The sequence below is a fragment of the Micromonospora sp. NPDC003241 genome, from assembly GCF_053589795.1.
This window is the reverse complement of sequence record NZ_JBSFSO010000005.1, coordinates 90,499-117,187: the sequence shown is the minus strand read 5'-3', so window position 1 is coordinate 117,187 and position 26,689 is coordinate 90,499. Positions and strand designations below refer to the sequence as shown.

Below are 26,689 nucleotides of genomic sequence, written 5' to 3'. Positions count from 1 at the left end.
GCCGGTCAGCAGTTGGCCAAGGTGTAGGTGAGCACCACCAGTAGTGCCGCGTGGTGTGGCGCCGGGCCGTCCACGTGGCCCGGGATGCCGTTGGCGCCGACCTCGCCGAGGAGTTCGTCGAGCCTGTCCACCCAGTACATGCGATGCGTGGGGTTGGCCTCGCAGCAGGCCACGTCCTTCAGGGCATTTCTCCAGGCGTCGACGAAGCCAGGCTCCCGGGCTTCCTGTGGGGTCATCCGCAGCACGATGGAAACGGCACCGAAGACGGTGGCGTTCCAGCGTCCGTCGTCGACCTGGTCCGGTTGTTCGCCGACGATGCCGGCGGCCAGTGCGGCGGCCAGTTCGCGGGCCTTACGGTCGGTGTACATCAGGCGAAGCAGGCGGTCGTCCCAGGGCTTGCGGTGCAACGGATTCGGCTTCGGTTCGAGGTAGTCGAGGGCGAAGGTGACCGTCATCGGGCCCCGTACGGTGGTGCGGGGCTCCATCTCGAACGTCTGGATCGGTTCGGTCGGCTGATACCGGGACTCGGCCGGGTCGACGACGCCGTTCGCCGCCTCGACCAGGTCGAGCACAGCCTTGTGGGCGGAGAGCAGTCGGTTGTCCGCGCGGGCGTAGAGCCGTCGGGGGTCGCCCTCCTCGCGGGCGAAATCCCGGAGGTGGTCCGGGTCGTGCTCGCGGTCGACGAGCCGACGGAGTTCGGCCACGACTTCCGGCCGCCGCAGGTCTGCGACGTTCTGGCGGAGGTACTCCTCCGCCGCGGGCCAGTCGGGCTGTCCCACCCACTCGGACAGGGTCACCGATGCCGATCGTGCGACCGGGCCCGTGATGAGCTGACCGGCGCTGGTGAACAGCGTCGGGACGAACGTCGCCGTAGACCAGCGCACCGCGCCGTCCGGGCCGGTGACCTGCCAGCCGGCGTCCGGGCCGGCGCTGGGTGGACTGACCACGGCAAGGTGGTAGCGGTTGACCAGCTTGATCACGACGTCGGCGGGCGCGGTGGCGACCACGATCGGCTGCAACTGTCGTTCACCGAATTTGATCAACGTCAACCCGAGCACGGTCCGCACCGCGTGGCGTTCGTCGACCCGGGGACCGACCTCCACCACCACCACCGGACGCCGCACCGCACGCGCCGCCTGGCGGATCGCCTCCGCCGTCGGATGGTCCCGCCATCTGGCGAGGTCGCCCACGACCAGCACCCCAGCGTCGTACGCGGTGCCCCGAGGTGCCTCGATCCGAGGCGCGCCGAAGGGCACCGGATGCCGCTGTGGCGTACGAACTCCGGAGGGCCTGCTGAAGATCAGCAACGCCTCCATCGCCCGCGCAGCCGAGGCGCTGAGTGCCTTCGGCGCCGTCTTCGGTGTCGAACCCCGCTCGCGCTCATGATGGACGAAGGTGCCTGCGGGCTCGACCATGGGGTGACCGGCGAGGTCGGTGGTCAGTGTCCCCAGCTGCACGTCCTCATCGTTCGGGAGAATGTGGGCGTTGCCGACCGATACCGTCACGTCGGTGCCGCGAGCCTCGTGCACCCGCTGTCCGAAGCGGGAGAGCGCGTGGCGCTCCGCCTCGGAACCCTGTCCCCCACCGGGGAGGAACAGCACCAGCAGCAACGCGCCCTCGGGACCGGCGTTGCTACGCGCCAGGTCACGGTTGAAGTTCCGGGGACCGTACCGCCCCTTGCCGGTGACCACCTCACCCGTCTCCGGATCGAGGGTGGCGAAGACCGACCACACCGGGCGGAACTCGGGCATCCGCCGCACCGCGTTCAGCATGTCCAGGCTGTCGTCGGGATGCGGGTAGTAGATCTTCGAGTTGAACTCGTATCGCGGCTCGACCTGCACCATGCTGCCGCGCACGCCGGGCAGCACCGGCTCGCGTACCTGGTCGGCGATGATCCGGGCCGCTTCACGCAACCAACGCTCCAGGTCCTGGTGCGCCCCGAGACGTTCTGCGTTGTACCTACCGGAGACTCCGTCCAGCGCCCAGGTGCCGGTCTGCGGGTCCCGCCGCATGTTTCCGGCCACCCCGGCCCGGGTCAGCGTCGCGGTGCCGTTGCCCTGGAACCGCGCTGCCAGCGAGGGATGACCGGGCCCGTCGAGCATGTCCCGGACATCGGCGAGGGTGACGTCGGGGTTGACCTTCCGCAGCGACGTGAGCAGATCGTCGAGCTGCCCCCTCGACATCGCGTCGGTCGCGGTCTCCGAGCCGACGAACACCAGGAGGTCACGCGCGTCGTCGCCGTCCTGCGGGTCGCCCTCCTTAACCTCGGCGTACGACCCGCGTTCCAGGACGAGGAAGATCCATTCGTGGCCCGGACGTCCGGCCCAGACCTCGGGTGTGAACTCGGCCAGCGGCATCCACAGTGGGTTGAGTCGGACGTCGAGCTCGTCGGTCTGAGGCTTGATCACCTCAGGGCTCTGCGGCGCCTGCTCGATCTCCTGGACGTGAGCCGCGCTGGTGTTCTCCGGCCGGTCGTACCGTCGCGACGCGGTCGGATCGGTGGTGCCCTCGGTGGGTAGCACGGCCAGCGGTGGGTCCTCGGCGCGGCGTTGCACGAGGAACCAGCCTTCGTCCGCCTCCTCGACGAACCGTGCCCAGGACAGTAGCTCCGTGTCGGTGTCGCTGCGGGCCGGGCGGTAGGTGAGCAGGTCACCGTTGAGTTGACGGGTGGCCGCCAGCACCTGCCCGGAGGCAGAGACGGCGATTACACCAGCGCCACGCCGCAACGCGGGGAGAGTCCCCCGCACCGCTGTCACTCGCGGGGACTGCTCGGCGAGCAGCGCACGCATCCAGTGGGGCAGGTCCTCGACCGCGATCTGCTGCTCGTTCAGCTTGGTAGCGTACTCGGCGGCGGCCCGGAGGTCCGACTGCCCCAGAGTCGACGGGTTCACCCCGTCGACCGGTCCGCCGGCCGCCAGCCAGCGCAGGGCGAGGAACGGTGAGGCATCGCCGAGCGGCCACCAGCCGTCCGGCGGTGCGGCGAGGCGATCGAGCCGGATGACGCCGTCGCCGTCCACGAACAGGCCCGGAGGTGGCAGGTCGTCGGCGGCAGGAGGGGCGGGCCGGAGCGCCAGCACGGTGAGTCCCTCGGCTGAGGGGGGTAGGTTCGTCGCGAGCCGCAGGTCGACGGTGGTCGCACCCGCGGCCAGGTCGCCGCCGAGCGGTACGACGGAACCACCGTCGGCGGGGAAGTACCGGAACTCCGATGGCGGCGCGTCGTGGAGATCGACCGTGCCGTCGGGCCGCCGATTGACCCGCACGGCCGAAACTCGTCCCCGCGGGTCGAGTGCGATGTCGTCGACGGGAGCGATCACGCCCTGCCGCATCCGGTCTCGGAAGCGTTCCGCCAACAGACCATCGGTACCGTCGCCACGGGCGGCGCCGCCCACCAGCAGCACTAGCGGTGCCGAGGTGTCCGGGGCACCCATCGCCCAGCGCTCGACGAGCTCGTCCCCGGTAAACCGGGCCGTCAGGTCCCGGTGGCGTCGGCCGTCGAGCACCACCGGCACTCGCGCCACGTCCGTGGCCGGGTCGTACTCGGCGAGCAGGGCCGGCGCCGAGCCGAAGGCGGCGGGGCGCCCCCAGGAGCCGGTCGGACGGTACGACTGGAAATGGTCTCCGTCCACCCGACGCACGAACAGCGTCGAGCCGCCGGCCGGGTACGTGCGGGCGACCTCGTCGCCCACGACGACCAGGTCGACTCCCAACGCGACGGCGAACACCGCGGCGACCTCGTCGAGGATGGCGGAGTTCCACGTACGCGGCGCCTCGATCGCGGCGATCAGCAGCGCGGCGACGTCCCGGCCGGGGTTCGCATCAGGCGAGCCCGCTCGTACCAGCGCGCCCGCCGCATCGTTGCCCGGAGAGAACAGGGTGGTGACGAGCAGCCGATAGAGGCGGGGATCGTCCTCGTTCGCCATCGTGACCAGCCGGGTGCGCAGCGACGGCTCACCGGGGGACGGCTCGGCCAGGCCCAGTACCTCGGCGAGCTGGGAGACCGCCCCGTCGGCCAGACTCCCGATGATCAACTCTCCAATGGACCGGATCATGAAGCGGTGCGGGTCGTCGTGCACGACCTGCGCCGCATGCTGGAGCAGGGTGGCTTCGTCCCGGACGTTCGCCGGCATCGTGAGTCCCTGCGCGCGGGCGCTGTCCAGGACCGCCCGGGTCAGGCTGCCGGCCTGACCGCCGATGTCCTGTGGACTCAGGTGGTACTCCCACTCGCGAGCGACGGTCGGTACACCGTCGTCCGGTAGTCGGGTGGTGACGGGCTCCACTCGACCCGACAGCACGAGTGGCGCCGGCTGCCGGCTGCGCCAGAGGGTCGCCAGCATGATCACGGCGCGTAGCGGCGGCTCCGCCACCCGCGCGAAGGACGTGAGCGTCAGCGGCGGCAGCGCGCTCACCCTACGGTCAAGGCGGCCACGGTCATAGGGAGCGAACTCGTATCCAAGGTAGGCCAGAAGGTCGGGATACTCGGCCGGCCCCCCGTCCAGCCCGTGGATCGCCGCCAACGCACCGAAGACCGGCCCGGCGGTGTCTACCTCGCCGACCCGGACGATCGCGCCGGACGGGGTCTGGAAGTCCACGGACACCGTCTTGGTCCCCGCGCTGTGCAGCCGACTCAGTTCAGTGTTCGCCGCGCGCAGGTCTTCATCGCTCGCCAGATCCCAGGCGCGGGACTCCCGATCCCCGACGGTGGCTCCGGGTGGGTTGACGTCAACCCGGACCCCGGGAAGCTGGACGCTCGTCCACAACAGATTCCTGTGGTCGATCCGACTGTCGATGGTCCGCCAGACGAGTTCGTCGAGCCGGTCGTGCATCTTCATGAGGTCGCCGTCACGCAGACGGGTGACGTACCGGAAATCGGTGTCCAGGTTGAGCCCCCTCCACAGGGCCGTGAGCACCCGCTCGGCATCGTCGACCGGCAGCGTCGCGAGTTCCTCCAGCGACCAGCCGGTGTGTCGCATGATGCCAAACGTCTCGGCGATCTGGCCGTCGAAGTCCGGAATGCTGTCCAGCCGAGAGACCCACTCCCGAAGCCGGGTCGCCGTCACCTCAGGCGTCAGAGCGCTCGGCGACGGCGCGGCGATCTCGCCCCCTACCGTCGTGCCCGGCCCGTGTCGCGGGCGGTCGGTAGTCAACTCCATGAACGACAGCGCCACGTCGAGTTCGACCTCGGCCAGTTCCGCGACCTGGAACGCGTCCTCGATCGACGGGGTGACGCCGGCCTGCCGTGCGAGAAGCCCCAGGCGCTGCGGTAGGCGATCGTTCCCGGCGAGGCCGAGCCGGAGCAGCTTGGCGGTGAGCGATCCCCGCGGCTCCGGCGCCTTCCCCCGCGCCTGGATGCGCGACATGGCCCGGTCCACCACGGCCTGCCGTGACAGCGAACGATCCATCACCTCGGTCAGCAGCGTACGGAACTGTTTCGGCACGTCACGCGAGTCCATGCGAAGTGCCGTGGCGAGCAGGAAGACGTACGCGCCGTCCCGTTTCTCCGCCAGTTCCACCGGCACCCGGCCCATCCGGACACTGTGACCGGTGACCAGGTAGCTGCTGAGGCCCAACGCGTCCGCCAGGGACTCGATGTCGTGCCGTTCCCATTTGCCGCCGGGGTCGCGTGCGGCGAACCCGCGACGCACCAGGTCAACGAGGCCGAGAAGCGACCGGAGGGTGACGCCGTGGGCATTGTCCAGATCCTCGGGGTCCATCCCGAGAATGTCGGCCTCCCACCGATGTGCCCAACCGACGAGCCTGCCGGCGGGAAGCTCGGCGAGGGCCGTCGTGCGCAGGTCGACGTCGGTCAGGAAGGCGAGCCGACGCCGAGGTGACCTCGCGATCCGGTCCGGCAACTCCACCCGTCTCAGGGATGCCTTTATCTGCCGCGGGTCGGCGATCGCATTCCGTGCGCCCAGCAGGGTCCGGAGCGGCGACAACAACCGCACCGGCACCGATTCCTCGTTCGCCAGACGGTATATGTCCTCAAGGGACCGCCCCAGGTTCCAGCTCTTCAGCAGCTCCGGTACGCGCTCGGAGAGGTACTCGTTGCGTCGGGCGTACTCGTAGACCACAGCGGACGGAACCCGGAACTCCCTGGCTGTCTCGACCACCGCCAGGTGATCCAACCAGGGGCGACGGTATAGGTCCTCCTCGATATCGGACTCGGGTACGCCGATGAGCGTGGCCCACGACGGGGCGAGGACGATGTCCGCGCTGCGGCCGTCCGTGATCGCCCGGCCTCGGACCTGCGTCTGACCGTCGGTCACCGCAGCGGCCAGCTCCGTCGCGGAGAGGCCACCGGCCAGCTCGTCCCAGGCCGCCACAGTCGCGGTGAGCCGTCGAGCGGCCTCGACCGCCTGGGCGGCGACGGCCATCGCGATCGACGCTGTCCCCGGCGGAGCGGCAGTGCCGGCCCCCATGACCAGACGAGCGATGTGCGTGGCCGCAGCCTCGATCACCATGGCGGACGTTCGATAGACGCTGCCCACCTCCGTGGGCCGAGTCAGCGAGTGGAGCAGTGCGCGGATCCCGGTCAACATCGCGGCCAGGTCGTCACGATCGGTCGACGTGGAGGTCCGTACCGCGCCGGGCGGCAATGACCGCGACGGGTCGGATTCACGCACCGGATCGCCGGCCGAGGGGATCGGCCGGTCGGCGTGCCGGACGGCCCAGACGCGTACCGCGTCGACCACGGCGTCGGCGGCCTGGACCGCCCCCCGAACCACCTCCGCCACGTTGGGTGAGTTGATGTTGCGGGTCAGCGAGGGCACTGCCGCAGTCGCCGCCGAAGCGACGACCGTCGCCTGCCGGGTCAGCGTCCCCAGCTCGGGATCTGCGGCGACTTTCTCGGTGTACTGCCGCAGTTCCTCAGCCGACATCGAGCTGATTTCCGCCCACTGGTGCAGCTTGTGGCGACGATCGCGGACCACCGTCCGGAGACGGTCCAGGACCTCTAGCCCAGCCCCCTCCGGGCCGACCCCGAGACCGGCCACCCGGAACAACGCCGCTGCGTTCCGGCGGCTCCGGCCGACACCGTCCGCCCTGGTCCAGGTCGGGCGGCCGCTGTAGACGAGCGCGGCGAGGCTCGTGTGTGCTGCCTGCTGTTCGGCACCGTCCGGGCTGGACAGGTGGCTGCGTGAGCGGTGCGGCTCGGCCGTGGTGTCACGGTCCGGGCCGTCGTCGTCGGTCACCGTCCGCTTGTCGGTGCCCGCACCGCTGTCGGCGCTCGACACCAAGTCCTCGGTGGTACCCCACATCCGGAACTGGTCGTCGGTGTCGCGCTCGGCCTGCCGGTCGAGCGACAGTACGGCCGAGAGGCCGGTAGCGGGCTCTGCGTGGTACTCCCCACCCGAGCGACCCGGGTCCGCCCACCGCCCGACCAACTCCTCGATCTGCGACGGTCGCCCCTGCGCGGGCATCTTCGCGATTCGCGCGAACAGCGGGCGCAACGGCGTCAGCCGGCGCGGATGGATCTCCCAGTAACTGGAGAGCCAGACCAACAGGTAGGGATCGGCGAACACGCCCAGCCGGTAGGCGGACGAGAGCACGTCCTCGGCTGCCGGCACCCGACCGGTGACCTCGACCAGCCGGACCAGGGCGGCCGCTCGGGCGGGGGACAGCGCGAGGAGGTCCGCCAAGGCCGGCAGCGCACGCCCGTCGACGCCGGGCATGACCAGCACCCGCCGCAGGTAGGGGGCGGGCACACCGAGCCGGGTCGACCACTCGGCCAACTCGACCGGGGTGGGCACGGCGCGGTACGCGGGAGTGATCGGCGCCGGAGCCGCCGTAGACGGCATCAGCGGCACGAGAGCCTCGGTGACCCGACCTCCGGGCACGTCACCTAGGGCCACCCAGATGAGTTCTTCGAGCATCGGAATCTCGGCCAGCGGACGGAGTCGGTCCACCGGGAATCCGAGCCGCGCACTCCACCGCACCCACCGGTCGAGACCCGGTCCGTCGGGTGTGGCCTCGTTCCGTAGTCGGTCCGCGACCCGTAGCCCCTGGTCCCGCAGATCGTCCGGTCCCATGCCGGACAGCGGTGGAGCATCGGCCACGGCCGCCCGAATCCGGTCGCCGAGAGCAACGGCCAGGTCGGCCGGGGGTACGCCGAGCCGCTCAGCCGCCGCCTCCAATGCGGCCGGGCCACCCAGTCCCGTCTCGGCGGCCAACGTCGCCAGACCGCTGCCGGCCCGACGCCGACCGTCCAACGCCGCCCGGACGTACTCGTCGGGCAGCTCGTGCAGGAGTTCCAGCGACACCCCGAGATCGCGCAGCTCGCCCAGCCACGTGCGGTCGGTGGGGGCCAGGCCCATCCGGCGGGTCAGCCGCATCAGCCACACCAGATCGCTGTTGGTGCGGACACCGGCGTCGGCCAGTGCCGTGCGTAGCAGGTCGACCCAGCTGCCCTCGTCCGGTTCGACCGCGGACGAGCCGGCCGCGACCCGGGCCAGCACATCGCCGAGTGTGGCCGCGTCCACGGGGGCCACCGCCAGCTCACGGACCACACCGAACAGCGGCCCAGGCCCGGCGAGTCCGGCAGCGGCGGAGCGTTCCCGCAAGTCCAGGGGAACCGCGCCGAGGACCTCGGTCAGGTCGACCAGTTCCCGGACGTCGGCTTCCTCGCCCAGCATCCGCACCATCTGGTCGACCTGTCCCGGGTCGAAGCGCAGCCGTCCGTCGATCACTAGTCGCGCGACCTGCCGGGCCGGCACGTTCGCCCGGGTCAGCCACGCTCGGGTCGCCGGATCGCTCACCAGTGCGGCGGTGTCGGGCGCAGCCTCGGGCCGGGGCGGTACCAACTCCACCGGGAAGGCCGGCATGGGCACCGAGGGGACCGGCACGGCGCCGTCGTCGGCCGCGAAGGCAGGCGGGCCGGGCGGCGCCAGATGCGGTAGGTCCAGCGCCAACGCCGTCAGCCGGTCGCGTACGGCCTGATAGGCGTTCGCCACCGCAGCGACGTCCAGTCGCGCACCAGCGTCCTGTTGCCGGTTCGGCGTGTTGGCTGCCGCCAGCACATCCCGGTACGCCTCGACGGCGGCCAGCGCCTCGTCGGCGCCCGGACGGCCCTCGTCGGCCAACCGCCGTAGCTCGACGAGCCGATCCGGCACAGCCCAACTGACCAGCCTCGCCTGCGCCCGGGTCACGACCAGCTCGTCCTCGACCCCGTTCGTCCGGCCGGGAACGGGCGGCGGGATGGGCGGCGCCGGCCGGACGTCCCGCACCGCGATCGAGTCAGGCGAGCCGCCCAGGAGGCGGGGCATCCACTCCCCGTTGTTCGACAGCCAGAAGGACGCGGTCACCTCGCCCGTCTCCGGATGGATGCTCCGCACCCCCGAATTGCCATCGATCAGCACCCGGTATTCGTCGAACCCCCGATTACCAGCCGACTGCCGACGAACCCTGATGTAGCTCACCAGGCCCCGCTCGGTCTCCTCGACCGGGTGATTGGCCGTGATCGCGGTCAGCTCGGCGACTCGCGCCGCCAACCGGGCGATCTCCGACTCAGCCTGGACCCGATCCTCCGACCGGCCCGCGCCACCGTCTCGCTCGACCGCCTGCAACCACGTCAGGTGGCTTTCCCATCTGGCGAGATGTTCCCGCAACTCCGCCAGTCGCACCGGACCGACATTCGCGGACCGCGGCTCCACTGCCGGTTCGGACGCGGGCTCACCGGCCGCGACGAAGAGGGCCGGCCCGAACACTGCCGTGGACCATCGGGCCTCGCCGTCCGGGCCGATCGCGTGCCAGCGCGTGCCCTGGCCGGCGGTCTCCGCGAGCACCACCGGTACGTGGTGACGATTCGCCACCGCCCGCAGATCGGCAAGATCCGCAGTCGTGACCACCAGCGGCCGAAGGTGCCACCGCACGAGCCGCTGCACCGTCTCGGCCAGAGTGGCCATCTCGGCAGTCCGTGGAACGGGGCCGGCACCGACATCGGCCACGACGATCGGACGAGCCGACATCCGCGCAGCCTCCACCACCGCGTCGGCCGCCGGCCACTGCCGCCACCTGGCCAGGTCACCCACCACCAGCACACCCCGGTCGTACTCGGCGCCCGGGGGCAACTCGATGCGAGGTGCGCCGAACGGAACCGGATGCTGCTGCTCCCTCTCCTCACCGGCGTACGGCTCGGCGTAGGCGCGGAGCATGGCCATGGACGCGTACGCCGACTGCTTCAGTGCGTGAGTCTGCATGCCCGCGCGAAGCAACACGAACATCCCGCTCGGCGCCACCACCAGAGCGCCGCTGTCATCCGTCGCCAGGGTTCCCAGTTGCACGTCGTCGAGGCCGGGCAGAATTCGGGCGACCCCGTAGTTGGTCACGATGTCGCTGGAGCGGATGACTTGGAGCTGCCTCGCGAACCGCACCAGCGCCTCACGGTCCGACGCCGACCCGTCGGCGTCGGCGGGCAGGAACAGCACCAGCAACAGTTTCGTGTCGGTCTTGAGATAGACGCGATCGATCTGGTTGTTGAAGTTCCTCGGGCCGTACCGGCCCGCCCTCGTGACCACTTCGAGCGTTCGCGGGTCCACGGTGGCGTAGACGGACTTGTAGTCCTCGTACGCTGGCATTCGCTGCACTGCCGCGAGCGTGTCCTGAGTGTCGTCGGGATGCGGGAGATAGAGACCGGAGTGGACCTCTCGTCGGGTGTCGAACGCCGCCATTCCGCCGTCCAGTCGCGCCGTACGCGGCAGGACCGGCTCACGTACCTGGTCTGCGACGATCTGCGCGGCGACTCGAATCCACCGTTGCACGTCGTCGGCTGGGACCGAACGCTGCTCCCCTCGCATGTACCGCCCGGAGACGTCGTTCATCTCCCAGGTGCCACTCTCCGAAATCCTGCGCAGCTCGCCCGCGACACCCGCCGACGTCACGATCGCGGCCCCCTCCCGCCGGGGCGCCGTGGAGAACGTGACACCCAGGGAGGGGTGTCCGGGACCGTCGATCAGGTCCCGGACCTGCCCCGGCGTGATGTCCGGCTCGACCTGTCGCATCGAGGTCACCAGGTCGCCGAACTGACCATCGGCAAGCGCGTCGGACGCCGCCTCCGAACCGACGAAGACCAACAGGTCATCGGGGCGCCCGGCGGGGATCCCCGTCCGGTCCGGATCGCCGGCGTACGCCCGGCGCTCCATCACCAGGTACAGCCACTTGTGCCCCGGCCGTCCCGCCCAGATCTCCGGAGTGAACTCGGCCAGCGGCATCCACAGCGGGTTGAGCCGTACCTCGGCACCGCGTGTATCAGCCCCGAGTACCTCCTTGCGCTGCGGCTCCTGCTCGATCTCCAGGATTCGGTCGGGTAGCACGTCCGGCGGCCGGTCAGACCACCCTGAGTCGATCGGATCGGCCGAGCGATCGCCCGGGTACACCGGAGTCCAGTCGCTCCGCAGTCGACGGCGGACCAGGAACCATCCGGAACCGGACTCCTCGACGAACCGGGCATGGGACATCCGCTCGACCGAGGCATCGCCCAGGGTGGGCCGGTACACGAGCAGTTCGCCGTTGGGTCGCACGGTGGCTGCGTGTGCCCGACCCGCGCGGCTGACGAAGACGACCTCGTCACCAGGCAACACTGCGGGAAGCCGCCGGTGTATCCGGACGCCGCCCCTGGGCCGCCGTGCGAGCACCGAACGCATCAGGTGCGGCAGATCACGCACCGATCGTTGACCCAGGCGGAGGCTGATGCTGTCCGACGCGGCAATCTGGAGGTCCTGCTGCTCGGCTGCTGCGTCGAGCCCACGCACCGACCCGTCGTTGAGCAACCACCGCAGCGCCAGATGCGGGCTGGCGTCACCGAGTGGCATCCAGCCGTCCGGCGGCGTGGAGTGCCGACCGATCCGGATCACGCCGTCACCATCGCTGAAGAGCCGTGGCTCCGACACCTCAACCTCGACTGCCGGAGCAGGCCGCACGGCCAGGACGGTCAGGGTGTCGCCGGCCGGCGGAAGGTTCACTACGAGCCGTAGGCCGATCGACTCCGCGCCCGTCACCAGGTCATCGCCGAGCGAAACGGGCGCTCCACCGTCGGGAGGGAAGTACCGGAACTCGCTCCTCCCCGGATCGCTCAGATCGACGGCGCCGTCGGACCGGCGGCGCAGTGCGACCGCATAGACCCGGCCGTGGGGGTCGAGCACGATGTCGTCCGTGGCGGCGATCACGCCCCGGCCGAGCCGGTCCCGGAGTCGGGCGGCGAGCATCGACTCTGCACCGGCCTGCTGGGCTGCGCCACCGATGACCAACACCACGGGTTGCGCCGCGCCGGTCGGCCGCATTGCTAGGAGACCGATCAACTCCTCGCTGCTGAGGCGGGCGGTCAGGCCATGGTGTCGCTGGCCGTCGGCACCGGTCAGGACGACCGGATTGCGTACCACGTCGGAAGCGGGGTCGTAGTCACCGAACAGTCCCTGCGCAGCCCCCAGGTCGATCGTTCGGCCGGGGACGCCGGCCGGAAGATAGGGTTGGAAACGGTCCCGCTCGACCCGGTGCAGATAGAGGGTGGAACCACCGCCCGGATAGGTGCGCGCGGTGTCGCCGGTCACCACCACCAGGTCGACGCCGAGAGCGACAGCGAGGACCGCGGTGATCTCTTCGAGAAGCGTGGAGTCCCACAACTCCGGATCGCGGATCGCATCCTGCAGCAGGCGGGACACCGCCCGGGTCCGGGTGCTGTCTCTCGTCGTCGCGCGGCGCGCGATCCATGCCGAACCGGCACCGGACGTCAGCGAGGAGATGGCGAGGAGCCGGTTGAGGCGTGGGTCGTCCTGGTCGGCGGCGAGCGCGATCCTGGATCGCAGCCGGTCTCCCAGCGGGCCGGTCTGCTCGGTGGGCCAGAGCACCTCGGCGAGCCGGAGCACCGTCTGTTCGTCGAGGTCCGCGCTGAGCACCGTGCCGATGCTGCGGAGCACGAACCGATGCGGGTCGTCGTGCGCGGTCTGCGTCGCACGCTCGATCATTGTGGCTTCGTCGCGTACGCCGGCCGGAAGGTCCACTCCCTGTGCGCGAGCACCGGCCAGGATCGACCTGAGCAGAGACCCCGCCCCGGTCCCCACATCCTGCGGGCCGAGCTGGTAATCCGCCGCCAGGTGCGGTCCGGGCCCAGGTTCATCGCGCAGCCGGGTCGTGTCCGGTTCCAGTCGGGCAACCGGATCGAGCGGAGAGGCGCGTCGTTGGTGCCAGATGGCCGCGGCGATCACGACGGTCCGCGCCGCTGCGGACTTCAACGGCTCGAACACCTCGGGCTGCAACGGTCGGACCCAGCTGACCCGCCGGTCCAATCGACTCGCGTCGTACGGAGCGACCTCGTAGCCCAGGTACGCCAGGAGTTCGGGATACCCCGTCAGCCCGCCGGGCAGACTGTTGACGGCGATCAACGCGCCGACCAACAACGGTTGCGGGTCGAGCTCGCTGATCAGGACCTTCTCCCGGGCTCCACCGCTTGTTCCGTCGGACAACCAGGCAGGCACGGATCGGAGCCCCTCCTGCCGCAGTCGACGCAGTTCAGCCACTACGGTCTCCCGGTCCTCGGCACCGGAGAAGTCCCACAGCCTCAGCGCCAGATGGCGCCCCGCCGATCCGTGCAGGGCCGGCCTCGGCTGGTCCGGCTCGGTCGCCGGCAGCAGGAGTTCCAGGAGCATGGAGGGAGACCTGCCGATCTCCGGCCACAGGGGCAGCACCTCGTCGATACGTGCGTCGACCGCTGCGTTCACCACCGGAACGAGTCGGTCGAGCGTCTCCTGAGCGTCGGCCGCATCGTCGGCGGTGGCGTGGAGTTCGTCGACCACGTGCCCAACGGGGAAGCTCGACAGGTTCTTGAGCACCCGATCGGCCACGTCGGACGGCAATGCCGCCAGTGTCGCTGCGGTCCACCCCCCGTGGTTGGCGGTCTGGAACACCTCCTGCATGTCGTTCGGCTCGACCTGGAACCGGTCGTGGAGTCGGCTGGTCCAGTCGCGCAGGTGCCCGGCGACAACCTCCGGAGACGGCTCGTCCCGGGAGGTGGCCGCACCGACGACGCCCGGTGCGAGGTTCTGCTCGGTCGCCTCGGGACCGCCGCCGAAGGCGAACCTGACGAACTCCGACACCGTCCGGAGGTCGACATTGCCCGCCAGCTCCGCCGTCTCCACCAATTTGTCGACGGACATGCCGGAGTCTCGGACGACCGCACCGAGGGAGGCCGGAAGACGCTCGTTCGCGACACCGAGACGCAACAACCGACCGACGAGGGACTCCCGGGGAGTGGGCGCCCGGTCTGCGCGGCGCAGTGCGGCCACCAGAGCGTCCACCGTGACGTGACGCGGCCCGTTCGCATCAACGGAGGATTCCAGCAGGTCCCCGATAGACGCCAGGCCGGCCGGGTCGGCCTGTAGCCGGCTGGCCACCAGCAGGGTGATCGTGCCGTGTGCCTGGCCTGCCAGTTCCCGAGGCACTCGCCCGATCCGTACGCTGAGGCCCGTCACGAGCAGGCTGCTGAGCCCCAATTCGTCAGCCAGGTGTTCGAGGTCGTGCTTGGTCCAACCACCACTGGGCTCGCGCTCCTCGTAGTGCTCCCGGAGCAGCTCGACCACCGAATGCAGCCTGTCGAACCAGTAGCGGTCGAGGATTTCCAGGTCGATCGGGTCGACTGCCAGGACCTCGGTGAGCCACCGGTCCCCCAGGACCCGGAGTTGGTCCGGAGCGATGGCCTGGGGCAGGGCGGCCCCGAGGTCGGTCAGCAGGGCAAGCCGTCCCGAATGGCCGCTGATCGCCTGGGGGAAGCCGGACAGTCGGTCCAACGAGCGGCGGATCCGACCCGTGCTGGCCGGAGGCTGCCCGTTCATCAGGCCCGTGAGCGGCTCCAGCAGCCGCACCGGCACGTCCAGTTCGTCCGCCAACTCGTACACCGTCTGGCTCGTGTGGTGCAGGTTCCACCGCGTGATCAGGGCCGGAGCCCGACCGGAGAGGTGTTTGTGCCGGATGGCGTGCTTGTAGACGCGGCCCGGCTCCAGCCGCAACCCTTTGGCAGTGTCGAGGACCGCTGAGTAGTCCAACCAGGGTCGGCGGTGATAGTCCTCTTCGACCTCGTCCGTGGAAATGCCGATCCGCTCCGACCACCACGAGGTGAGCAGGACATCCCCGTCCTGGTCCCAGGTGTCCCGGATGGTCTCGACGCCCGCGACGACGTCGGCTGCGGCGGCGCTCACCTGCACCGCCGTCAGACCACCGGCCAGCCGGTCCCAGTCCGTCAGCGCCGACGCGACGGTGCGGACGCCTCCGATCGCCTGGGCCACCATGCCGTACGCGGCCAGCGTCGTCGGAGTCGGCTTGTCGGCACCGGCTGCCACGACCATGCGGGCGATCTGCGCCACCACGGTGTGCAGGAGCCGGGCCAGTGCCTGATAGGTGCTCCGGGTCGAGTCCGAGCCACTGAGCGTGTCGAGGAGGCCACGAAGCTCGGCCACCATCGGACCGAGATCGTCGCCTCGTGACGCCGTACTCCGCTTCGCTTCTTGGCGCACGGTGGCCAGGAGCCCTGGGATGTCTCCCGATGCCACCGTCTCGGCGTCGACCGGAGGTATCGGCCGGCCGGCTTGGTGATCCCGCCACCACCGCACACCATCGATCACCGTGTCGGCCGCACGGATGGCGGCGCGGACTGCCTCGCCCCGGTTCGAGGCGGTGGTCTCCAATGTCATGGCAGAGACGGCCGCCCTGGCCGCCGCAGCGACCACCGCCACCCGCACGGCCAGGTATCCCAGGTCAGGATCGTTGGCCACGAAGTCGGCATCTCGCCACAACTCGGTCATTGTTCGACCGGAGACGTCCTGCCACCGCTGCAGCGCTTCGTACCGCTCGGCGATGGTGGCCATCCGCGTCTGGCGAAGGGGACTCACCACCCGCAGCCCGGCCCCGTCCGGACCCGCACCATTGCTCGCGAACCAGAGCAGCGCGGCGACATCTCGGCGGTCCGGAGCGGCGTCATCGGAGTCGACCAGAGTCGATCCATCGCCGTGGTCCAGCGCGGCGAGCATCCCGCGCTGCTCTGCCGTGGCCCGCCGCCGCCCCCACGGACTCCGCGCCGACATGTCGTCCGACAGTGAGTCCCGGTAGATGGTCGGCGAACTCTCCGAGCCCGATGACGACTCACTGTCGGCACCGGCCCCGGGCGCACCAACTGGTCGGTCATCCCGAACGCTACTAGCGCTGCTCCCGGCAGAGCTAGCTGCCGGCTGCTGGACGAAGGCCGCCGCGCCGCCGAAGTCGTCGACGATCGTCGATACTTTGAAGTCCAGGTCGTCCGGGACAAAGCGGAGCAGGTCCTCGTCCCGAGCATGCGATGCCGCCCAGGTGCGAACCAGTTCCTCCATCTGCCGTGGATCGGGACGCTTGTCCGAAGGTAGCTCCTTGATCCTCGCGATCAGCGGGCGCAGTGGCATCAGACGGCGCGGATCCATCTCCCAGTACGCGGCGAGCCAGATCAACAGATAGGGGCGATGCGCCAGACCCAGTCTGTAGGCGAAGGAGAGCAGGTCGGTCCGCACCCGACCGGTCACCTCGATCAGCCGGACCAGAGCTGTCGCCTCGGTGGGAGACAGTCCGAGGTCGTCGGCCAGTGAGACCACTTCATTGCCGTCGACGTCTCGCCGCACGAGGACGCGCCGCAGGTACGTGGCGGGGACGCCGAGCCGGACCGCCCACGCGGCCAGCTCGCCCGGAGCGGGTACCGCCGCCGGCGACTGCCGGGCCAGCGCTGCGGCAAGCCGGTCCGATGTATCCGTCGCGGGGAACGCCGGCACCAGGGCGTCGGCCACCCGGCCCCTCGGCACGTCCCCGAGTGCCTCCCAGATCAGGTCGGACATGACCGGGGCGGAGGCCAGTGGGCGGAGCTGGTCCACCGGGAAGCCCAGGCGGGCGCTCCACCGCACCCAGTCGCTCAGGCTGGGCCCGCCCGGATCGAACCGGTCCAGCAGCCGATCAGCCACCTGCTGCCCCTGTAGCCGCAGGCGGTCCGGCCCATCGGCGACAGGCACCCCTCGCGCAACCTCCCGGAGCTGGTCGCCGAGCGCCGACGCCAGGTCGACCGGGGGCACGTTTAGCCGCTCGGCCGCCGCCTCCAGTGCGGTCGGCCCATTGAGGCCGGCGGCAGCGGCCAGCGCGGTCAGGCTCGTCCCGGCCCGATGCCGCCCCTCCAGCGCCGCCCGCACGTGCTCGTCAGGCAGCTCGTGCAGCAGTTCCAGGGAAACCCCGAGGTCACGCAGCTCCCCCAGTCTCGTCCGGTCGGCAGGTGTCAACTCCAGCCGGCGGGACAACCGCATCAGCCACACCAGATCGCTGTTGGTGCGGACCCCGGCGTCGGCAAGTTCAGCCCGTAACCGGTCGGTCCAGGTCCCGTGGTCCGGCTCCAGGTCCCGCGAGTCTGCCGCGACCCGAGCCAGCACGTCACCGATCGCAGCGACGTCGTCCGGGGGTACCGCCAACTCGTGGATCACGCCGAAGAGTGGCTCCGGCCCGGCCAGCCCCATGGCCCGAGACCTGGCCGGCAGGTCGAGCTGTGCCGTGCCGATGACCTCGACCAGATCGACCAGGCCCTGGACCTCGTCCTTGTCGAATCGCAGGGTGGTGGCCAGTCGGTCGACCTCGGCCGGGTCGAACCGCAGCCGTCCGTCGGTCAGCAGTCGGGCGGCCTGTGCAGCCGGGACGCCGACGCGCTCGACCCACCGAATCTCCTGCGGATCTGTCATCAGCTCGTCGAGTCGGTGCCGGGCCGGTGAGCCGGGGGGACTCAGCTCCACCGGGAAGGTCGCCGCCGGCACCGGGACGTCACGCTCGGCGTCCGTACCGGTCGGCGAGGCCGGCGGGGCGAGATGCGGCAGGTTCAACGCCGCCAACCGGTCGTACAGGCTCCGGTAGGCGGTGGACACCTCTACGGCCTCGTCCAGCGGCCCTTCTGCGAACCGTGCCAGCGCCTCCCGGTACACCTCGACGGCGGCCAGCGCCTCAGGAGCGCCCCAACGGCCCTCGTCGGCCAACCGCCGCAGCTCGACGAGCCGATCCGGCACCGCCCAACTGACCAACCGCGCCTGCGCCCGGGCCACAACCAGCTCGTCCTCGACCTCGTTCGTCCGGCCGGGAACGGGCGGTGGGGCGGTCGATGCCGGCCGAGACTCGTGCCCGGTGGCATCGATCGATACCGGCTCCTCGGCGGGTTGCACCGGACTACCGGTCAAGTACGGCGGGTATTCCGGGTCCACCGATTCGTCCGGGGCTCGCCAGCCGTATGGCTGCCCCACCGTGGCCGCCGTCTCGTCCAGGCTCATCTGCGCGAATGCCGCATCGACGTCGTCGTCCGACACCAGGACGACCGGCTCGGCCATCGTCACCCCGAAGGCCAGCCGGTTCTCGAAGTCCATCAGCTCCGAGCGCAGCCGGTGGCTCTCGACGGGCACGCTCGTCACCGGCACCAGCAGCACCGGCTCTTCCCGTTCGCCGGGTAGCCCCCGCCGCAGCAGTTGGCCCACCCGCACCAGCAGGGCCGCACCGCCGGGGACCGTCAGCCCCACCGGAAGAAGATCGGCATCCGCCTCGTACGCGAGCACGAGCGCGCCTTCGACGGGGTCGACGAGGTGCCGCTGCACCACCGGCCCCAGCCACCAGACGTCCCTGCCGTCCCGCGTGCGCCCCGACAGCGCATGGTCGACCCAACGCCTATCCTGCCCGATGATCTGCTGCACGTACTCGGAGGCCAGTCCCTCGGCGGGCCAGGTCGTGTCCGGATGGGCAAGCCATTCCAGGAGTCGGGCGAGTTCCTGCTTGGCGCGACGCTCGTCGTCCTGGGGGACCAGGCGGCGGAAATCGGTGAGGAGCCAGCTCGTGATGGGCTCACCGGTGTCCCTGGGCGCGTTCGACTCATATCCGTCACCGAAATCGAGTTCGGGCCGATAACCGGTCAGGGTCGACAGTGCCCGCGTCACCACGGCCAGGCGTGGCACGGTGACGTGACCGATGCCGAAGGCGTACGCCGTGGCGAAGCCCACCGGGAGCAGTTCCGCACGAGTGATGCCGAGCGTGTCGGCCAGGCCGCTGAGCACCTCGACGAGTTGGAACTCCGAGAGCGCCTCCGGTGCCGGTTCCACGGCTCCCACCAGAGCGGCGGTCAGCATGAACGGGTCGATGTCGAAATCGTCCACGCCAGATGTGTGCTTGAGCTGCGAATCGTGGACGGCGTCCTCACCGAAGGCGCTGATCAGGAGTTGACTGGTCCAGGGCTCGGCGGTCTCATGAGTGAGCAAGTCGGTCAGCTCAGGTGGTTCGAGAACCGGCCGGTGGATCTGCACCAGGTCCGGGTCGACGCGACTGTCCGGGATACCCATGAGCCGCTCGGCCAGCAACAGTCCGAACTGCGCGATCTCCCACGGGGTGTCCCGGTCGGGCGTGCCGACAATGATCCTCGGCATGCCGCGATCGGACTCCACCGCCACTGGCAGCGCCGTCGGAGAATCATCGGTAGCGTGTACCCAGAGCGTCTGCCCGACCGGCCTGATCTGCCAGTCCGGCTGGTTGATCCGCGCGAAGACCCCGCCTCCGAGGTTGACCAGCTGCACGCCGCCGACCTCGAGGTCGAACGTGGGCCGTTGCGGTTTCGTGTGCACGGTGAGGTAGTCGGCGAAAAGACTCATCGACTGTGTGTGCCACCGCGAGTACGGAACAAAGTGATCGAACAGCGGATCGGCCGGGTCGATCTGGAAACCGGCTGGGAACGAGACCGCCAGCATCTGGCCCGCGCCGACGATCGAAGCCAGCCCCACCGCCTCGGCCGGCGTCAGTGGATCACTTGTCACCGCCTCCACCAGAGCGTTCGCCGGCAGTCGGTGCACGATGTCCGCAAGACGTGACGGTGCGGCTTCGGCTCGACCCAGCTCGAGCACCACGATGGGTCGGGAGTGGTGGACCAGTCGCGCGGAGTGGTCCTGCCGCTCACGCGACCGCCACAGATGTGTCCCGGCCGCGCTGCTCTTCGCCTGATAATGGGAGAACGCCGGCACCCTGGCGGCCGAGACCTTCCGCCAGTCCCGCACGGAGCCACCAGCCGGGAACTCCAAATTCGTGCGATATGCCGGACCTTCCAGACCGAGCCGAACCATCATGGTGTTCAGCAGGGAACTTCGTGCCGATTGGCCGATCATCCGCGCTTCCAGCAGGTGCCGTACGGGCGGACTGAACTGCTCGATCTGCCTGACCTTCAACACCTGGTCGGCGTTCCGAATGGCCAGCGTGTCTGCGCTATGCGCCATCCCCTTGATGTCCTCGTCGAGGAGTGAATGGCGTAGCCACCACATACGCAATGCCAACGGATAGCGTGGATCGTCATGCGGAAGCGGCTGCGCCCACAGCACCTTCCGCACATGATCGTTCTGCGTGATCATGTGCATGGCATCGGGGTCGTTGGCGGCGCCGGCAACGAGCCGGCCCATCAGCACAAACTGCTCGGCATGGACCCCCTCATGCGTAAAGGACGCGACCTTCTCGTCGACAGTGTCCGGTCTTCCGAGCTTCACGGACCAGCTCGCGCCCTGGAAGGCGGCTACGTAGGCCTCGTCCCTCAGGTCCCTGACCTCGGTGAAGGCCGGCGGTATCCCATAGCGGGTGCCGCTACTGAGATACTGGAAAAGCAGGTCGGTCCTGCTCTGCCAGGCGCGGGTCTGGCCACGCCTGGCACCCAGGGACTCGTACTCCTCCCGGGCTCGACGTCGTAGCTCCGTCCAGTAGGCCGGACTCACCGCCTGCAACAACTCGTAGTCTTCGGCGACCTTGCTCGGCTTCCACTCCGCACCCCCGCGAACGAGCGTCGTGTCACGGCCCATCGCGAGGTCGACCAGCATGGCGGCGAGCGCATTATCCAGCTCTGCCAACCCAGGTGGGGTTACCCCTGGGAAGTACTCACCCTTCCGGCGCACCGAGAAGTGGGGATTCACCGCCCCTTGACTCAAGATCGTTTCGCCGGTGTCCGGGTCCACCGAGACCAACCACCCGGCGATGACGGTGCTCCCCGGGAATTGTCCCAGGATGTCGGGTGCCGTCATCGGTGACGCCGCTGCCGTGGCCCGGCTCCCCCACACGTCGATACCACCGCGCGCCATGACTGCGTACACCATCTCGCCGTCGGCGGGCATCCGATGCAACCGGTCGACTCCGAAGGCCACCAGCCCGTTCGCCATGCCTGCAGCGCCATCGAACACCGGCTGGATGCCGCCCGGATCGCCGTCCGGAGTCACGCGCTGCTGTAGGCCGATGGTGAAGGCAAGCTCCGGCGGGATCGGCGCGGCAGCCCAGAGCGTTTCCGTCTCCCAGCCCGGCCGCCGACTCTTGGAATACCAGTCGGGCCACTCCTGTCGTAGTTGCTTCTCAGTCAGCCCCGGGGGCACCACGATGGTGGGAGCGTTCGGTGCCGAACCGGACGCCACCGTCCCCACCGATGACGATCCCGACCCGCTCCGCCGTGCCGACGACGAGCCAGGTGCGCCGCCCAACAGCCGACGCGTCCACTCACCGTTGACCAGACGGAGGTCACCGGTCCGTTCACCGGTCTGCGGGTGCAGGCCGTGCACTCCCGAGTCGTCGAAGGCGACCGGAATGTCGACTCGATCCATACGGCCGTCCACCCACTGCCGCACGCCGACCCAACCGAGAAGCACACCGCCTGACGCCGACACCGGGCCATGAGCCGCGATCGCGGTCAACTCGGTGATGCGCTCCCGCAACCGGTCGATCTCCGCCTGGGCCTGCGCCACCTCAGCCGACACGTCGGCGCCCGCACCGTCCGCACGCAGCCGCACCAGCTGCGCCGCCCACCTGGTGAGATGCTTCCGCATCGTGGCCAGGTGCACCCGACCGGCGTCCTCGGGCTGCTGCCCGGTCGCCGCCCCGGTCACACTCTCGTCGAGGTCCATCGGGCCGGAAGCCGGATCGATCCGGTCGGCAGGGGTGACGAGCGGCTCGGCCATCGTCACCGTGTAGCCGAGCCGGTTCTGCGTCTCCGTCAACTCGGCCCGCAGCCGGTCGTTCTCGGTCGGGGCAGAGGTCACCGGCACGAACAACACCGGCTTGTCCCACTCCTGCTCGGGTAGCTTCTGCCGCATCAGGTTGCCCACCCGCACCAGCAGGGCGGCACCCCCGGGAACCGACATCCCCACCGGCAGAAGATCAGCACCAGCCGCGTACGCGAGCACGAGGGTGTCCTCGACGGGAGCGACGAGGTGCCGCTGCACCACCGGCCCCAACCACCAGACACCGCTGCCGTCCGGCGTACGCCCTGACAGCAACTGGTCGATCCCACTCCTGTCCTCACCGACGATCTGCTGTAGGTACTCGGAGGTCAGTCCCCCGGGCGGCCAGGTCGTGTCGGGATGAGCAAGCCACTCCAGCAGCCGCATGAGTTCCTGCTTGGCACGACGCTCGTTCTCGTCCGGCACCAGGCTGCGGAAACTGTTCAGGATCCGGCCCTCGTTCGGCTGTTCCCTCCCCCGGTCGGGCAGGGCCAGCAGAGCCCGCGTCACCACGGTCAGGCGCGGCACGGTGACATGACCGATGCCGTAAGCGAACGCGGTGACAAACCCCACCGGAAGCAGTTCCTCGCGGGTCACGCCAAGCCTGGCGGCCAGGCCGGTCAACACCTCGACCAGTTGGTACTCCGACATCGCCTGCGGTGCCGGTTCCACCGCACCCACCAGAGCAGCCGTCAGCACGTACGGGTCGATGTCGAAGTCGTCGATCTTCGACGTGTGGGTGAGCCTCGGATCGTCGACACCGTGCTCACCGAAGGCGCTGATCAGGAGTTGCCGGGTCCATGGTGCGGCGGTCTCGACGGGGGTCAGGTCATGCAGCTCGGGTGGCTCCAGGACAGGCCGGTGAATCTGCACCAGATCCGGCATACGGCGGCTGTCCGGAACACCGGTGAGCCGCTCGGCCAGCAGCAACCCGAGCTGGACGATCGCCCAGGGGGTGTCCCGACCGGGAGCGCCGACGACGATCCTCGGCATGCCGGAGTCGGTCTCCACCGGCACCGGCAACGCCCCAGTCGGCTCGTTGGAGGCGTGCACCCAGAGCGTCTGTCCCACCGGCCTGATCTGCCAGTCGCTCAGGACCTGCCGGATGAACACCCCGCCGCCAAGATTCTGCAGCGGCGGAAGCGCGTGAATGAGCCTGAGTAGGGGCTGTCGCGGTGTGGTGTGCACGGTGAAGTAGTCGGCGAACAGGCTCATCGACTGGGCATGCCACCGCGAGTACGGCACGAAGTGGTCGAACAGCGGATCGGCCGGATCGATCCGAAGACCAGACCTGACAGAGACGGCCACCATCCGTCCCTCGCCGGCCATGGAGGCCAGTTCCACCGCCTGAGTCGGCGTCAGTGGATCGGAGGTCACCACCTCCACCAGGGCGTCCGCCGGCAGATGAGGCACGACGACGGCCAGACTCGCCAGCGCGTTCTCGGCGGGGCCCAACTCCATCACCACCGTCGGGCGGGAGTGGTGCACCAGCCGCAAGGAAGAGTCCTGCCGCTCGGCCGACGCCGGCCACAGGTGGGTTCCGGCCTCGTTCCGCTCGCCCTGATAGCCGGCGAGCGACGGTACCTCGGCGGCAGCGACCTCCCGCCAGTCCCGCACGGAGCCGCCGGTCGAGAAGTCCAGAGCCGCTCGGTACGCCGGGCCTTCCAGCCCGAGCCGCACCAGCAGGATGCTCAGTTCGAAGTTGCGTGCCGCCTGGCCGAAGGTCCGCGCTGCCAGCAGGCCGCGCACGGGCGCACTGAACTGCTCGATCCCCAGCAGCTTGACCATCTGGGTTTCGGTCCGTCTGCGCAGTAGCGCCCCGTCTCGGCGTACGTCATGGATGCGCGCATCCAGCTCTGAGTGGTGGTGCCACCAGAGGCGCAGTGCCAACGGATAGCGTGGATCACTGCGGTCGAGTGGCCGTGCCCACAGCGCCTTACGCACATCGGCGACCCCGGTGACCAGGTCCAGCGTCTCGGGGTCATTACTGGCACCGGCGACAAGCCGCCCCATCAGCGCATACTGCTCGGCGTGGAGTCCCTCGTGCGCAAAGAACGCGAGCCGGTCGTCGACGGAGTCCGACTGCCCGACCTCCACCGTCCAGCCTGTTCCGTCGAACAGGGCTGGGGAGCCCGTCTCCGCCAGCTCGGTGACGACGGTGCTGGCTGCGGGAATGCCGTTGGTGCCGGCGTTGAGGTGCCGGAAGAGCAGGTCGCTGGCCTCCCGCCAGGCATGGCGCTGCCTGCTCCCGCTGCCCAGGGCGCGGTAGTCGCTGCGGGCCAGACGCCGCAGCTCCGCCCAGTAGGCCGGGTTCGTCGCCTTCAGCGACCCGTAGTCCTCGATCATCCTGCTCGGCGTCCACCCCGCGTCCCCGCGAGTGAGCGTCGTGCCGCGTTTTCCCGCGAGGCGGGTAAGCATGGCGGCGAGCGCACCGTCCAGAGCTGTCAACGTGGCTGCGGGTGAGCCTTCCCGGTGCAGCGCCAGGTTGGGGTTCGCCGCCGCCTGGCCCAGGATGACTCGACCGGTGTGCGGATCGACCGTGACCAGCCATCCGGCCACGACGGTGCTTCCGGGGAACTGCCCCAGGACGTCGGGGGCCGTCGGCGGCGCCGCCGCCGTGGCCGGGCTCCCCCACACGTCGATACCACCGGAGGCCACGACGGCATACACCATCTCGCCGTCGGCGGGCATCCGGTGCAACCGGTCGATGCCGAAGCCCACCAGCCCGTTCGCCATGCCCGCAGTGCCGCCGAGCACCGGCTGGACACCGCCCGGGTCGCCGTGTCGAGTCACGCGCTGCTGCAGGCCGGTGGTGAAGGCAAGCTCCGGCGGAATCGGTACGGAGGCCCACAGCGTCTCCGTCTCCCAGCCCGAACGCCGACTCTCGACATACTGGTCGGGCGAATTTCGCCGCGGGTCCTGCTCGGTGTACCCGGCAGGCACCTCGATGGCGGAAGCACTCGGCGTCGCACCGGGCACGGGCGCCCAGGCCGCCGACGATGATCCGGGCCCGCTCCGCCGAGCTGACGACGGGCCGGAACCGCCCCGCCGAGCTGACGACGAACCCACCCGCCGCTGCGACGAGCCGGGCGAGCCGCCCCGCAGTCGACGCGTCCACTCACCGTCGACCAGACGGAAGTCACCGGTGATCTCGCCCGTCTCCGGGTGGGTGCTGTGCACCCCCGCCTCGTTCACGACCACCGGGATCCGGAGCCATCGCGCACCGTCCGGCGTCGCCTGACGTACCCAGACGTGGCTGTGCAGGAGGTCCTCCGAAGCCTCCTCGATCGGTTCGTGGGCGGCGATCTTGGTCAGCTCGGTGATCCGCGTCCGCAGACTGTCGATCTCTCGCTCCCGTGCCGACAGGTCGGCAGGCGCGGCGGAGGCAGTCGGGTCTCCGGCGGTCTGGCTCTGGTCGGCCTCGACCGGCGCACCACGCAACTGCTGCAGCTCGGTGGCCTGTTCGATCAACCCGCGCCGCATCTGGGCCAGGCGCGCCTCCAGCTCTGCGGAGCGCTGCTCGATGACCGGCGGGTGATCCGCCCACTCTTCGGCAGTCTCACCGGACACGGCAGGTGCAAGCGGGGTGTCATCGTCCACACTGAGCGGTCGGCCGTCCACGTCGACCAGCAGCGCGGTGGTGGTGGCATCGCGCAGCGCCACCATCCGCCAGTCGTCGGTGAGCCGGGTGGCGATCGGCGCCGCGTCCGACTCCGGCGATCCGATCCACAGCACGTCCTCGCCGTCCGGCAACAGCCACGCCGCCGTCGGCCCGCCGTTCGGCGCCAGGAACGACACCAGCGCGGCCGAGTCCGGAGTGTTGCGCAGGGCATCGAGGAGCACGTCGGCGGCGATCGGCTCCGTGGTGCCGCCGACCAGATCCGGCAGGTCCGAGGTGGCGACCGGCAGTACCTTCCGGGCCAGGATCTCCGCGTCGGCCTCGTTGCCCGCCCGGGCCAGGTGCACGGCAGCGGCCAGACTCCCGGGCGGAATCGTGTCCCGCAGCGCCAGTCGGATCTCCGCCAGGTCCGCCAACAGGGCGTCGACCCGCTGGCGGCCCGGCTTCTCCCCGGCCCTCATCCGCCCGTACGCGCTCTGCAACGCTGCCCGCCCGGCCACGTGCGACCACGGCAGCACCCGTACCGACGTGGCGTCGTCCCACGACGCCTCCCGGCCGCGCGCGTCGACCGGTACCAGTTGCGGTGCACGGGCCTCGCCCACCGGCACCTGCACCTGGAGGCGGTAGAGGTCGGCGAGGTTACCGAGGCCCTCCGGGTCGTCCGGGAGCGGCTGCCCCCCGGTGGCCCAACGGTCGAGGTCCCACGGCACCAGCACCAGGGCGTCGGGGAACGGCTGTCCGCGCAGGTAGTCCAGGCCGACCGCGGAGCGTGGCGTCTCCTCGATCAGGTGGATCAGCGTGCCGTCGTCCGGTGCCGGGGTGGTGACCGCGATCGCCTGGGCGACCGGGTGCGCCGTCTGGGTCATCGCGCCGGTGAGCACGAATCGGCCAGGAACGGCCATGATCTCCTTGCAACCGTCGCCGCCGGACACCTGATACCTCGCCTTGTCGCGACTTCATGCGGGTCGCCGCCACCGCGCCACGCCCGTCGTTCACCATGACACCCCGCACTGGGATGCCCGAAAGTCCCCATTCGGGCCGTGGTCTCGTC

General features: G+C 70.1%; 1 protein-coding gene. It reads right to left on the bottom strand.

Features of this window, described 5'->3' with window-relative positions:
• Positions 1 to 5: 5 nt before the first annotated feature.
• On the bottom strand, positions 6 to 26,540 hold the full coding sequence (locus tag ACWDVW_RS06045; RefSeq protein WP_449945408.1) for a hypothetical protein: 26,535 nt from the start codon (positions 26,538 to 26,540) through the stop codon (positions 6 to 8).
• Positions 26,541 to 26,689 lie beyond the last annotated feature (149 nt).